This window comes from Aquihabitans sp. McL0605, from assembly GCF_049993875.1.
In the GTDB taxonomy this organism is placed as follows: Bacteria; Actinomycetota; Acidimicrobiia; order Acidimicrobiales; family Iamiaceae; genus Aquihabitans.
Genome location: NZ_CP188252.1, coordinates 194,782 through 208,155 on the forward strand (window position 1 = coordinate 194,782; position 13,374 = coordinate 208,155).

General features: G+C 72.5%; 10 protein-coding genes. 6 read left to right on the plus strand and 4 right to left on the minus strand.

The features are described 5' to 3' along the window. Positions 1-37 precede the first annotated feature (37 nt). On the minus strand, positions 38-1,822 hold the full coding sequence (locus ACPPVX_RS00910) for a hypothetical protein (protein WP_426572999.1): 1,785 nt from the start codon (positions 1,820-1,822) through the stop codon (positions 38-40). Here ACPPVX_RS00910 and ACPPVX_RS00915 point away from each other — a divergent pair. The 5 genes from ACPPVX_RS00915 (at position 1,797) to ACPPVX_RS00935 (ending at position 9,129) form a co-directional block, all read left to right on the plus strand. After that, on the plus strand, positions 1,797-3,440 hold the full coding sequence (locus ACPPVX_RS00915; RefSeq protein ID WP_426573000.1) for a hypothetical protein: 1,644 nt from the start codon (positions 1,797-1,799) through the stop codon (positions 3,438-3,440). The two genes, ACPPVX_RS00910 and ACPPVX_RS00915, sit on opposite strands and share 26 nt — an antisense overlap. Before the next feature lie 100 nt (positions 3,441-3,540). Beyond that, positions 3,541-4,254 (plus strand): glycosyltransferase family 2 protein, encoded by a 714-nt coding sequence (locus ACPPVX_RS00920; RefSeq protein ID WP_426573001.1) that lies wholly within the window; start codon positions 3,541-3,543, stop codon positions 4,252-4,254. Continuing rightward, complete coding sequence (locus ACPPVX_RS00925; protein WP_426573002.1) at positions 4,251-4,733, plus strand: DUF2304 domain-containing protein; 483 nt, start codon at positions 4,251-4,253, stop codon at positions 4,731-4,733. The genes ACPPVX_RS00920 and ACPPVX_RS00925 overlap by 4 nt, the downstream gene beginning before the upstream one ends. Continuing rightward, positions 4,730-7,504, plus strand: a complete 2,775-nt coding sequence (locus ACPPVX_RS00930; RefSeq protein ID WP_426573003.1) for an acyltransferase family protein — start codon at positions 4,730-4,732, stop codon at positions 7,502-7,504. Before ACPPVX_RS00925 ends, ACPPVX_RS00930 begins: the two co-directional genes overlap by 4 nt. Then, positions 7,501-9,129, plus strand: a complete 1,629-nt coding sequence (locus ACPPVX_RS00935; RefSeq protein WP_426573004.1) for a hypothetical protein — start codon at positions 7,501-7,503, stop codon at positions 9,127-9,129. Before ACPPVX_RS00930 ends, ACPPVX_RS00935 begins: the two co-directional genes overlap by 4 nt. 43 nt (positions 9,130-9,172) lie before the next feature. Here ACPPVX_RS00935 and ACPPVX_RS00940 read toward each other — a convergent pair whose 3' ends face one another. From ACPPVX_RS00940 to ACPPVX_RS00950, 3 genes are read right to left on the minus strand one after another with little or no spacing between them, the layout of a single operon-like run. After that, positions 9,173-10,279: an acyltransferase family protein gene (locus ACPPVX_RS00940; RefSeq protein WP_426573005.1), complete on the minus strand. Its 1,107-nt coding sequence runs from the start codon at positions 10,277-10,279 to the stop codon at positions 9,173-9,175. Between the two features lie 29 nt (positions 10,280-10,308). Next, a complete protein-coding gene (locus tag ACPPVX_RS00945; protein ID WP_426573006.1) occupies positions 10,309-11,001 on the minus strand; it encodes a glycosyltransferase family 2 protein in 693 nt (230 codons plus the stop codon). A 4-nt stretch (positions 11,002-11,005) separates the two neighbouring features. Next, positions 11,006-11,764 (minus strand): class I SAM-dependent methyltransferase, encoded by a 759-nt coding sequence (locus tag ACPPVX_RS00950; RefSeq protein ID WP_426573007.1) that lies wholly within the window; start codon positions 11,762-11,764, stop codon positions 11,006-11,008. 150 nt (positions 11,765-11,914) lie between these two features. On the opposite strand from ACPPVX_RS00950, the gene ACPPVX_RS00955 reads away from it, so the two are divergent. Beyond that, the gene (locus tag ACPPVX_RS00955; RefSeq protein WP_426573008.1) at positions 11,915-13,099 is read left to right on the plus strand and encodes a glycosyltransferase family 4 protein; all 1,185 of its coding nucleotides are present in this window, start codon (positions 11,915-11,917) and stop codon (positions 13,097-13,099) included. Positions 13,100-13,374: the final 275 nt, after the last annotated feature.

Below are 13,374 nucleotides of genomic sequence, written 5' to 3' on the forward strand. Positions count from 1 at the left end.
TCGGCCCTTGTGGTCGCGGAGAGGCGTCGATCGCTGTTCAGGAAGGCGTCGTCTGCCGGTCACATCGTTCGAGCAGCTGGAACGACTTGGTGGTGGTGACGGGACAGAAGTCGTCGCGCACCACCTGGTTCGGCTCGGCGGGCCCGAACACCCGCGAATCGTTCGGTTCGTCCCAGGTGGACCACACGTCCGACAGGATCAGCCAGTCGGCAGAGCGGACGTCATCGGCCAGGCCGGAGTCGGGCGCGTTGGCCATGCCCGGGTCCATCTCGATGTAGCGGGTGGCCGGGACGAGGTCGGGGAAGAGGTAGTAGAGGAACGCGTCGCTGTAGGGCGTCTTGCGCAGGTCCTTGGGCCCGACGAACAGTCGCTCCCCCGGCTTGGCGTGCTCGTCGAGCGAGTCGATCACGGTCTGCGCGTCGGTGGCCGCGTCCTGGCTGCCGTAGTAGAAGGTGCGGCCGTCGCGCTCCATGGGGTAGCCGAACCGGTTGTGGCCGAACGACTGGCCCACCAGGTCGACGTAGGTGCGGACGCTGAAGAACGGGAAGATGCCGATCAGCAAGAAGGCCACGACGCCGACCGACGCGCCGAGGCGCAGCGTGCGGGGCTTGTCGGCGAGGCGGGCCTCGGCCAGCACGTGGAACGCCACCGGCAGGAGCCCGAGGCCCACGCAGCTGACCCACGCGAAGTGGGCGGTGTCGGGGCGCTGCACGGCTTGGGGGAGCAGGCCCACCGCGAACAGGCCGGCCGCCATAAGGGTGCGGCTGCGGAGCGGATCGCGGCCGGAGCGGACGAGCCAGGTACCGGTGGCGGCGACGACGACCGCGGCAAGCGGCGTGAGGAAGAACCAGAGGAAGACCTGGTTGGAGGTGGCGGGCATCGGCAGCGGCCAGTTGGCGACGCGGAGCCCGCCCGCCTTCTGCAGGTAGCCGTCGAGCTGGCCCCACGAGGGCGGGACGGGCAGCGACCGCCCGCCGCGCAGCTTGAACACCGGGTCGATGAACATGCCCTGGAACGAGTTGCCGAACCCGGCGGTCACCAGCTGGATGACGATGAGCGAGACCACGGCGCCCGCGCCGGCGAGCACCCGCTTGCGCGCCGCCCAGTCGAGGCCCCAGAGCAGGCAGCCGAAGCCGAGCGCGATGGCCACGATCATGTCGGGCCGGTACAGCAGGGCGGCGCCGCCCAGCGCGCCCGAAGCGACGTACCGCCAGGTGCTGCCCTTGGTCTCGGTGCGCCGGGAGGTGGCGCAGCCCGCCGCCAGACCGACGAGTGCGAGGCCGACGCCGCCGTTCCAGGCCATGGCGGTGAGGCCGGTGGGCGGGATGATGATGATGGCGGCGATGGTCCCGCAGGCCAGCGCGATCTTGCGGCCCCACGGGAGCGCCAGCCAGAAGATGCCGCCGCCGATCAGCATCAGCTGGATGAGCCCGACGGTCCGCTCGGTCAGCAGGTAGTCGCCGAACACCTTGTACGCGCCCGCCAGGACCCACAGGCTGCCCGGACCGTAGAGGTGCAGGAAGTCCCGGTTGGGCAGGCGGCCGGCCATCACCTGCTGGGGGAACGAGAGCATGAAGCCCTCCTCCATCGGAGGGCCCTGGTACCTCATCAGACCGACCAGTGGAAGGGCGTAGACGAGGCCGAGCAAGCCCAGCGCCAGGGCCGTTCGACGAGCAGAGACCCGGGACACGGGCCGTATAGTAGGTGAGGGCGTGCCCAGCTCCCGTACGCCCCAGGAAAGGCCCACGGTCATCGCCGACACCACGTCGACATCCCGGATGCCCCGTCGAGCCAGCGTGGCGGTCGCGTCGGGCCTGGTCATCGCCGCCATGGCGCTCGGGTGGTGGTTCACCGGCCACGGGATGATCGCCGCCGCCGACAGCGCCAGCTACCTGGGCACCGCGCAGAACATCGCCGAGGGCCGCGGGGTCACCAGCCCCCTCGCCCCCGAGACCGCCTCCACCGATCCCGCCGCCCAGGTGGCCGCACGTGGCGAGCAGGCGCAGACCCACTGGCCTCCGCTGTACTCCACGGCCATCGCGGTGGTGCACCAGGCGGGGGCCGGGCTGTTCCAGGCGGCGCGCATCGTCAACGTGGCCGCGCTCGGTGCCGCGGTCGCCCTGCTGTGCGTCCTGGCCTGGACCTGGGCGCCCGACCGGTGGGGGGTGGCCGTCGCCGCGGTCGTGGTGGTCCTGCTCGGGCCCGCTCCCGAGCTGGCCCTGCTCCCCCGCGGGCTGCTGGGAGCGTCGGCCACCGTGCTGTCGGAGCTGGCGTTCCTCCCGTTCCTCCTGGTGGTCGTGGCCGCCACCGCGTGGCTCGACGTCGCTCCCCGCCGCCTGGCCGCCGTGGCTCTCGGCGGCGTGGTGGGTGCCACGCTCGTGCGCTACGTCGGCGCCGGCCTCGGGCTCGTCCCTGCCGGGGCCATCCTCCTGCTCCGCCGGCCCCTGCGCCGCGCGTGGGTCGCGATCGCCCTCGGGTTGGCCGCGGCCGGCCCCGCCACGGTGGTGCTGTGGACCAAGTTCAGCGGGGTGCTGTGGGGCGGCGAGGCCGCGCGCGGCGTGCGCTGGCACCCGCCCCACGACCTCTCGCTCCCGGTCACCGCCATGGCCGGATGGGTCGGCATCCCGGCCCACGCTCCCCTCGCGCTCCGTGCGCTCGCCGCGACCGCTCTGGTCGCCGGGTCGTGCGCCCTGGTGGCCTCGGCCCGCCTGCGTCGGTTCCTCGCCGGGCCCGCAGGCGATCCCCGCCGGGCCTCCCTCCTGCTCGCCCTGGGGCTCACGGTCCCCTCGTACCTCGCCATCACCCTGGCCAGCCGGGCGCTCCTCGATGCGCTCATCCCGCTCGACAGCCGCATCCTCCTCCCGGTCCAGCCCGTGGTCGGCCTCACGGTGGTGCTGGTGGCCCACGGCCTGGTGGAGCGGGCACTCGCCCACCGCACCCACCCGGTTGCGCACGCCGCCCGCTTCGCCGACGCCGCCATCGTGGTGGCCGTGCTCATCGTCGCCCTCACCGTCGGAGCGGGGCGCACGGTGCGCGACGACGCCCGCCTCGTCGACCGCACCGTCCACGCGCCCACCGCCGCCGGCCGCGCCAACCGCTTCCAGGGGCTCCCGGCCGACACGGTGATCTTCACCAACCAGCCCAGCCGCATGTGGTTCCGGACCGGCCTCCCCACCCAGGTGCTCCCGCACCCCGTCGATCCGCTGACCGACGCGCCGAACCAGCGGTTCCGCGAGCAGGTGCAGGCGCTGGGGCCGATCCTGCAGGACCATCCGGGCCTGGTAGTGCTGGGTCCCGACCTGCTCCCGAACGACAGTCCGACCCCTGCCGACCTCGACGCGGTCGAGGGCCTGGCTCGGGTGGCCACGTGCGACGGCGAACTGGTCTGGGGGGTCCCCGGATCGGCGGCATCGACCGCGATCGCCGCCCGCTGCGCGTGATGCGCGGGGCCGGCCGAGGGGCTTTCGACGGGGGTCACCCGACTAGCATTCAAAGCCCCGGGTCCGCGCGCCGTCCGGCCAGCACCACCCGGAGGACCCCATGCGAACCCTCGTGATCATCCCTGCGTACAACGAGGCCGCGAGCCTGCCCGCAGTGCTGGCGCGGCTGCGCGCCTCCCGCCCCGACGACGATGTCGTGGTGGTCGACGACGGGTCCACCGACGCCACCGCCGCTGTGGCCCGCGAGCAGGGCGTGGTGGTCCTCTCGCTCCCGTTCAACCTGGGCATCGGCGGCGCCCTGCGCACCGGGTTCCGCTATGCCGTCCTGCACGGCTACGACCGCGCCGCCCAGCTCGACGCCGACGGCCAGCACGAGCCCGAAGCCCTCGACGTGCTGTTCGCCGGCCTCGACCAGGGCGCCGACCTGGTGATCGGGTCGCGCTTCATCGACGAGGGCGGCTACGAGGTGGGCGGCACCCGCAAGCGGGCCATGCGCATGCTCCAGGGGCTCATCCGGCTGCTCACCCGGCGCCGCTTCACCGATACGTCGAGCGGGTTCCGCGCCTTCAGCAGGCCGATGCTGGGGCACTTCGCCACCACCTACCCCAGCGAGTACATGGAGAGCGTCGAGGCGCTCCTCAACGCCGTGTACGGCGGGTACCGGGTGGTGGAGGTGTCCGTGCCGATGCACCAGCGCACCGGCGGCCAGGCGTCGCAGCAGCACCTCAAGCTGGCGTACCACTACCTCCGGCTGGTCGTCACGCTGCTGACCCACGCCGGCCGTCGTCCCCCCGTCGACGGGGCCGTGGCGTGAGCTTCCTCGACTCGGTGATCGCCGAGACCGCGGTGCAGCCCGGCGGTGTCTCGGGGACGGCCCACGTCTTCCTGGCCGCCGTGGTGGTGGCGGCCCTCGTGTTCACGATCTCCGGCGTGCGCCGGGACAAGCTCCGGAGCCGCTACTCGCTCCTGTGGCTGGCCATCGTGGTGGCCCTCGTGCCGCTGGCGGTCTTCCCCGGCCTGCTCGACCGGCTCTCCACCAGGCTCGGCATCTCGTACCCGCCGGTCATCATCCTCTCGCTGTCGGTGGCGTTCCTGTTCCTGGTCAGCGTCCACCTGTCGTGGGAGGTGTCGCGCGCCGACGACCGCCTGCGGGTCCTCGCCGAGGAGGTGGCCCTGCTGCGCGCCGACCTCGAGGCTGCGGGGCACCCGGCCGCCGACCGCGGCCCTGCCGACGCGGCCCCAGTCGGCCTGGCCGAGCCCCGACCCGCCGGCGACGCGGAGCCGCGGTCGTGACCGTCGTCGCCGGTGAGGCGATCCCCGACGCGCTCGCCGAGCCGGTCGTCGAGGAGCCCACCGAGAGCCCCACCACCGGGCCGGCCCGCTCGAAGCGGTTCCGCCTCTGGCTCCTGGTGATCACCCTGGCCGGGCTGGCCCTGCGCTGGGGGTTCGTCCTCACCGTGCAGCGCCACATCGACCTCGGCGCCGGCGACTCGTACTACTACCACCGGGGAGCGCAGCTCCTCGTCGACGGCCACGGGTTCGTCGCCCCGCAGCAGTGGGACCAGGGCATCCACATGCAGGCGGCCTCGCACCCGCCCGTCTACCTGCTCTACCTGGCGTTCTTCACCCTGATCGGGCTGGGCACCCCGGTCTGGCACATGCTGGCGTCGTGCCTCCTCGGCGCCGGCTCCGTGGCCCTGTGCGGGCTGCTCGGCCGCCGCCTCGGCGGTGATCGCGTCGGCCTGATCGCCGCGGCCCTCGCCGCCCTCTACCCGCAGCTCTGGGTCAACGACGGCATGGTCATGAGCGAGACCGCGGCGATCTTCTTCGGCCTGCTCGCCCTCCTGGCCGCCTACCGGTTCTCCGAGTCGCGCACGCCGCGGCGAGCCCTGGTCATGGGCCTGGCCATCGCGGTGGCGGCCCTGTCGCGCTCGGAGCTCATCTTGCTGGCCCCGCTCGTCGCGGTGCCGCTCTGCCTCGCACCCCGGGGTGACCCGTGGTGGCCGCGGTTCGGCAAGCTCGTGCTGGCCGGCCTCGGCGCCCTGGTGCTCATCGGCCCGTGGGTCGGCTACAACCTCTCGCGCTTCGACCACCCGGTGTACCTCTCGGCGGGGCTCGACATCACCCAGGCCGTGTCCAACTGCGATGACACGTACTCGGGGCAGTTCCTCGGCTACTGGTCGTACAACTGCCAGATCCCGATCGACGAGGCCGCCCAAGCGCGGGGCCTGAACAAGAACGAGGAGTCCGAGCGCTCGCTCTACATGGGCGAGGCCGTCCGGTCCTACGTCAAGGAGCACAAGTCCGAGCTGCCCAAGGTGGTCCTGGCCCGGCTGGGGCGCATCACCGGGGTGTACCGCGGCGCCCAGCAGATCGACTTCGACTCGTTCAGCGAAGCGCGCCCGCGGACCGTCGCGGAGCTCGCCGCCTGGGGCTACTGGACGCTCGCGCCCCTGGCCATCTTCGGGGCGTTCATCGCCCGGCGGAAGCGCTACTTGATCTATCCGCTGCTGGCCGTGGTGGCCACCGTGATCTTCGCGGTGGTGATCACGTTCGCGGGCACCCGGTACCGAGCGCCCGCCGAACCGGTGATCGTGCTGTTCGCCGCCGTGTTCCTCAACGCGGCCATCCCCCGGCGCAAGGAGTCCGAGCTCATCACCGGCGCGGGCGGTGGGCTCCTGGCGGGGACCATGAGCCCCCTCGTACCCGACGCGCCGGCCGGCCTCGGTCGATCGGCGGCGGCGAGCCCCGTCGCCACGGCCCCCGCCACCGTACCCGAAGACGCCGATCCCGGCGCCCCCGAGACCCGCGTCGAGACGACGGCCGCCACGAGCCCTGCCGAGGTGACGGTCGAGCCGGCCCGCCCCCGCCGCCACCTGCCCAACATCGACGGCGTGCGCGCCATCGCGGCCATCGCGGTGCTCACCTCGCACGTCGCCATCGCCACCGGCGCGGCTCGCCCCGGACGCGGCGCCGGCTTCCTCCAGCCCCTGCTCCCCCGCCTCGACATCGGCGTCGCCATCTTCTTCGTGCTGTCGGGGTACCTGCTCTTCCGTCCGTTCGCCCGGGCGGTGGTGAACCACCGGCCCGGACCCGCCGTCCGGCCCTACCTGCTGCGCCGCTTCCTGCGGATCTTCCCGCTCTACCTGCTCGTGCTCGGGATCCAGATCGCCATCAACTCATCGCAGCAGCTCGATCCGGACCGCTTCGGCTCGTTCCCGTCACCGGTGCACCTGTTCGCCTTCGCCACGCTCACGCACATCTACCACCCGAGCACGGCGATCGGGCCGGTGGGCCAGGCGTGGAGCCTGGGCACCGAGGTCAGCTTCTACGTCTTCCTCCCGATCTTCGCGGCCCTGCTGGCCATCGCCGCCCGCCGGATCGCCACACCTGCGGCCCGCATCCGCCTCGTCGCCTGGTCGCTCGGTGGCCTGGCGGTCATCTCGCTGATCACCAAGGCCGTGGTCGCCCTCGCCTCGGGCCCCACGAGCGAGACCCGCGGGATGATCACCACCTGGCTCCCGTACAACCTCGACCTGTTCGCCATGGGCATGGCGCTGGCGCTCGCCACCGTGGCCTGGGAGCTGCGGCCCGAGGGGGCGCCGTCGTGGACCGGACACCGGCGCCTGCCCCTGATCTGCTGGGGCGGCGCCGCGGTGGCGTTCTGGGTGGTGTCGACCCAGCTCGGCCTGCACCCCGACCACCTCACCTACACCGACAGCCAGCTGTTCACCCGCACCACGCTCTACGGCGTGGTGGGCCTGCTCGTGCTGGCGCCGGCGGTGCTCGGGCCGCAGGGCGTCGGCCGCATCCGCTGGTTCCTCTCGACGCCGGTGATGGTGGCGCTCGGGCTGGCGTCCTACGGCATCTACCTCTGGCACCAGCTCATCGGCGGCGAGTACTACGCGCTGCTGCGCCACCAGATCTTCAACTCGGCGTTCTGGCCCGCCTACATCGCCATCCTTTCGGCCTCGATCGCCATCTCGCTGCTCACGTACCGCCTGGTCGAGGCCCCGATCCAGCGGCTCAGCGCCCGGTGGAGCGCCACCATCTCCACGCGATGACCACCACCGACACCGAGGCGCCCGGCACCGAAGCGCCCGAGCCCGTCGTCCCCGCCAACGAGGCCCGGCCGTTCCTGCGGCTGGCCGACGGCATCCTCGCCGCTTCGATCGTGGTGCAGGCGGTGGTGGCGTGGCGGCTCGGCCGGAAGCTGTGGTGGTTCAGCGACGACTGGAACATCATCACCCGGTACGCCCACGGCGAGCTCCTCGAGCCCTTCAACGGCCACCTGTCGATCATCCCGGTCGGCATCTTCCGGTTCATGTTCGAGGTCATCGGGCTCGAGCACTACGGCCCGTACCGGGTGGTGGGCCTGGCCTGCTACTTCGGGTTCGGCGTGGTGCTCTATGCGTACGGCCGGCGCCAGGCCCCTCCGCTGGTGGCCGTGCTCGGCACCCTCCTGCTGCTGTGGCTGTCGGTCGCCGGGTTCAACCTCACGTTCCCGTTCCTCATCAACTTCACGATCCCGCTGGCCGCCACGGTCGGCTGCTGGTGGCTGCTCGAGGTCGACACGCCCCGCCGCAACGTGCTGTCGGCGGTGCTGCTGGGCATCGCCCTCGCGTCATCGGGGCTCGGGGTGGTCACCGCCATCGCCATCGCCACCGAGCTGGCGTGGAAGCGGGCCCCGCTGCGCCGCTGGCTCCCCCATGCGGTCCCGGTCGGCCTCTGGGCCTGCTGGTACGTGGTCTGGTCGGAGTCGGCCGGCGGCAAGGGCGCGCTCGGCGACACGCTCACCTACTTCCGCCACGAGATCCAGGCCACGTTCTGGGCCGCCGGCGCCACCAACCGGGCCATCGGCGCGGTGGTGTTCGTCGCCTTCGTGGGCCTGCTCGTGGCGGCGTGGCGCTGGGGCACGTTCGACGCCCGGGTGGTCAGCGCGCTCGTGGCGTTCCTCGCCTTCACCGGGCTCACCGCGTTCAGCCGGGTGGGCATCATCCCCCGCATCCCGCCCGACACCGGGCGCTACCTCTGGGTCAACATCGTCTACCTGCTCGCCGCCGCGTTCGCCTGCCTGCGCGGCCGCCGGGTCCACGTGCTCGTCGTCGTCGCCCTCGCCGCCCTGGTGCTGGCCAACGCCGTGGTGCTGGTCCGAGACCTTCAGGATCACGACCAGGGCGTCGCCCAGTACGCCGACACCGTGCGCGTGCACCTCCTGGCCGCCGAGCTGGGCCGTGGCGGCGACCAGAAGCGGATCCTCCCCCTGTCGATGCTCCCGGTCACCGTCGGCGCGTACCACGACGCCGTCGATGCCTACGGCTCCCCCATCCACGACCTCACCCCGGATCAGCTCGGACCGGGCGGCACCGAACGAGACCTCGCCGATCGGGAGCTCGTCGACGACCTCGGGCTGCACCTCGAGCCCGCCGTGGACGGCTGCACCACCTCCGGGTCGACCTCGGACCAGCTCGAGGTCCCCGCCGGGTCCACGGTGGCCATCACCGCCGGGGCCACCGATGCCCCCGTCCGCCTGGGCCGCATCTCGGAGCAGCCTGCGGTGGGCCTGGCCGTGGTGCCCGCCGGCACCACGCAGTCACTGCGGCTCCCCGACGATGCCGACGCCGAGCTCGGCGCCCGCTTCCCGTGGACGATCGTCGCTCCCGGCGCCGAGCTCACCGCCTGCCGCTGATCCCGCCTCGGAAGGTGCGTCGCCTCACCGTTGCGGTCGAGGGTCAGACCGAGGGCTCGGGGACGTGGTGGGCGGTCTCCTGCTGCCACATGGCGCCGCGGCGGCGGCTGAGGACCGGACGCTCGGCGATCAGGTACGACCCGGTGGCGGCGATCGCGGTGAGGCCGAGGGCCACCGCGATGCGACCGGCGGCATGGTCGCCGATGCCGCCGAGCCACGAGCCGGAGTCGCCGGACCAGCGGACCACCCACAGGAAGATCGGCAGGTGCCACAGGTAGATCGAGTAGCTCATGCGCCCGGCCAGGCGCAGCGGCCGCCAGCCGAGCCCGGCGTCGACCGGGCCGGTCGCCGCCACCGCGCCGGCGACGACCGAGGCCGTGAGCAGGGCCACGAGCGTGAAGCCACCGTTGAAGAGCCAGGCATCGCCGGGGTTGGCGAACAGGGCGCAGGCGATCAGCCCCAGCGCCCCGAGCGGCGCGGTGCGCCCGAACGCCCGTACGAGGTGGGGGGCGTGGCGCCACACCAGGGCCAGCAGGACGCCGACGAGGATCGCATCGAACCGGGCCTCCGTGCGGGTGTACACCTTCCCGGGATCGGCCCACCAGCTCCACTCCAGCGCGCGGAGCGAGGCGGAGGACACGATCCCCAGCAGCACCAGCCCCGACACCACCGGCCACGACCACCGCCACCTCACGATGGCCCAGGCCGCCAGCGGGGCCACCAGGTAGAACTGCGCCTCCACCGACAGGCTCCACAGGTGCAGGAGGTCGAGCGGCGGCTGCACGCCGAAGCTCAGCTGCCAGTTGGAGACCAGTCCGAACGACCAGGCGAACGTCTTGAGCGGCCGGGCGAGCGGATCGCTGAACGCCAGCGCCACGACGACGAGGTAGCCGACGGCGAGCAGCGCCAGCGCGGGCAGGAGGCGTCCGAGCCGCCGGCCCCAGAACCGACCGATGCGGACCCGGGGGGCGGCGTCGGCCAGCAGGCCGGCGATCAGGAACCCCGAGAGCACGAAGAAGACGTCGACGCCCAGGAACCCGCCCGGCAGCAGCCAGCCGTGCAGGTCGGGTACGACGAACTCCCCGAGGTGGGCCACCAGGACCGCCAGCACGGCGACCCCGCGGAGCCCATCGAGCGCGAGGATGGCCACCGGCCGGCGACCCGCCCCCGCCGGGGAGGTCACCTCCCGCGCAACCGGATCCGGGCGAGGATCCACAGTGCCGCCACCCCGTCGGTCCACTGGATCTTCTTGCCGTCCTCGCGCCCTCGGGCCCGATACGAGATCGGCACCTCGAAGATGCGCTCGTCCATGGCGAGGAGCTTGCCGGTGAGCTCGGCCTCGATGCCGAAGCCGTTCGACCTCAGATCGACCTTGCGCCAGTGCTCGGTGGGGGCGACCTTGAGGCAGGTCTCGATGTCGGTGAGCCAGGCATCGAAGAGGAACGATGCCCACAGCGCCAGCATCTTGTTCCCCAGCACGAACCAGAACGAGTAGGCGGCGTGGCCGCCGTAGGACCGGGCCCCGTAGACCACGTTGGCGTCGCCGTCGAGGATGGGCTGCAGCAGCGACGGGAAGTCCTGGGGGTCGTACTCGAGGTCGGCGTCGAGCACGGTGAGCAGGTCCCCGGTGGCCTCGGCGATGCCTCGGCGCAGGGCGGCGCCCTTGCCCTGGTTGGGGTTCTGGACGTAGAGCGTGACCGCCCCCGAGGCGACCAGGTCGTCGATGAGCTCGATGCAGCCATCGGTGGAGCCGTCGTCGACCACCAGGATCTCGGTGTCGACCGGCATGGTGACCGCGAGCAGCCGATCGAGCGCCGTGCGCAGCGTCACGCGCTCGTTGTAGACGGGCATGACGATCGAGAGGGAGGTCATGGGCTCAGTGGGGCCAGGTGGCGGGGTCGTGCCCGAAGAGGGGCTGCGTCAGCGAACCGAGCTTGGCCAAGATGAGCGCCTTGATGAGGAGGTTGCGCACGAAGTACGGCAGCGAGGCGAGCTGCCGGCCGATGTTGCGCACCCGCTCCCGGCTGGTGAGCGACTCCTTGCGGTAGTGCGTCATCGACTCCGACCGGCCGAGGTAGCGCCAGTCGGAGCTGGCGAGCAGCGACACCGCGATGGCCCCGGTGACGCCGACCGAGGAGAACGAATCGTGGATGAGGAGGTCTCCGCCGGGACGGACCTTGGCGCTCCAGCGGCGGATGTCGTCGAGGGCAGGGGTGAAGCGGTGGGCGCCGTCGATGTAGAGGAGGTCGATCTCGCCCTCGACGTCGACCAGGGCATCGTGCGAGAACTTGCGCACGTGGCGGACCTTGTCTCGGATGCCCGCGGCTTCGAGGTTGGCGATGAAGACGTCGTGATCGTCGGCGGCCTGCTCCTCGAACCCCTCGAACTCGTGGGGGCCGCGGTCGTTGCCGGCGTGCGGGTCGATGGCGACGAGGTCGACGCCCGCCTCGGCGGCCGACGCGAGCACGATCATCGACCGGCCGCGGAACGAGCCGATCTCGACGATCGTGCGGCCCGGGCGGACCGTCCGGGCGCAGGTCCAGAGCCGCCGAGCCTGCCCAGGGGTCATCCAGCCCTCGACATCGGCGACCACCGCCTGGACCTCATCGAAGGTGGTGGCGGGCGTGGTGGGCATGGGAACAGGGCCTCCAGGCAGGGGTTTGCAGCCGGGGTGAGGGGTTGCGACGGGTGGCCGGCACTAGGGTGCCGAAGTGCCCTTTCCGAGGGCATCGACCGGCGAGCAGCGTACTTCACTCCCTCTCCCTGCCCCGCCACCCGGACAACCGTGACCGACACTCCAGACCCACGCCAGAAGCTCGGCGACCTCGCCGCCGCCGCCGGGATCCGGCGCATCCACATGCTCGCTTGGCGCGACCTCGATGATGTCGAGGCCGGCGGCTCCGAGGTCCATGCGGCCGAGGTGGCGCGCCTGTGGTCCGAGGCCGGCATCGAGGTCGTCATGCGCACCTCCTACGCCCAGGGCCAGCCGCCTCGCGTCCGCCGCGACGGCTACGAGGTCATCCGCAAGGCGGGCCGCTACCTGGTGTTCCCCCGTGCCGCTGCCAGCGAGGCCGCCCACCGCTACGGCAAGCGCGACGCCCTGGTCGAGATCTGGAACGGCATGCCGTTCTTCTCCCCCGTGTGGGCCACGGGCCCCCGGGTCGTGTTCCTGCACCACATCCACGCCGACATGTGGAAGATGGTGCTGCCGCCCAACCTGGCTCGGGTGGGCGACGCCCTCGAGCGCCACGTCGCCCCGCGCATCTACCGCGGTTCACGGATGGTCACGCTGTCGCCCTCCTCCAAGGAGGAGATGCTCGAGGTCGGGTTCAAGGATCGCCTCGTCGAGGTCGTCCCGCCCGGCGTCGATCCGCACTTCCGCCCCGGCGGCACCCGCAGCACCACCCCGCTCATCGTGGGCGTCGGCCGCCTCGTCCCCGTGAAGCGGTTCGACCGGCTGATCCGGGCCGTCGTGGCCGCCCGCCGCTCCGCTCCCGAGCTGGAGCTGGTGCTGGTGGGCACCGGGCCCGACAAGGCCGACCTCGAGGCGCTGGTCGACGAGCTCGACGCCGGCTCGTACGTGCGCTTCGCCGGCCGGGTGAGCGACGAGGAGCTGGTCACCACCTACCAATCGGCCTGGGCCGTCGCCTCGTCGTCGGTGCGCGAGGGCTGGGGCATGACGCTCACCGAGGCCGCCGCCTGCGGCACGCCCGCCGTCGCCACCCGGATCCCCGGCCACATCGACGCCCTCGCCGAGGGCCGGAGCGGCCTCCTCGTCGACGACGACGCCGACCTGGCCCGCCAGCTGGCCCGGATCGCCACCGACGAGCAGCTGCGGACCCGTCTCAGCGCCGGTGCCCTCACCCACGCGGGCACGTTCACCTGGAGCAACACCGCCACCCGGATCATGGAGGTCCTGGTCGACGAAGCCCTCGGGCGCCCCAGCCTGCGGGCCGGCCGGCCGGCCTGAGCCACCTCCGGCCCACGGGCCGGCCAGGTCCACCCGCTCCGGAAGTCCTCACATCTCCGTCGGAGCGGCCGATGTCCAACAGGAGCACCGGCATTTCGGCGTGGTTCGCCGGGCTCTCCCCTTCCCCTACCTCGACGACGTGTCGCTGGGCGGGGCCCAAGTACCTCTGCGAACCCGATGGCGGCGCCCGTGGTGGCAGTGCGCCACCTCGACGCGGCCCCGATGACCTGCGGAACCTCAACGTCGAGCTCCCCATGCCGATAGGAGCGCACGTG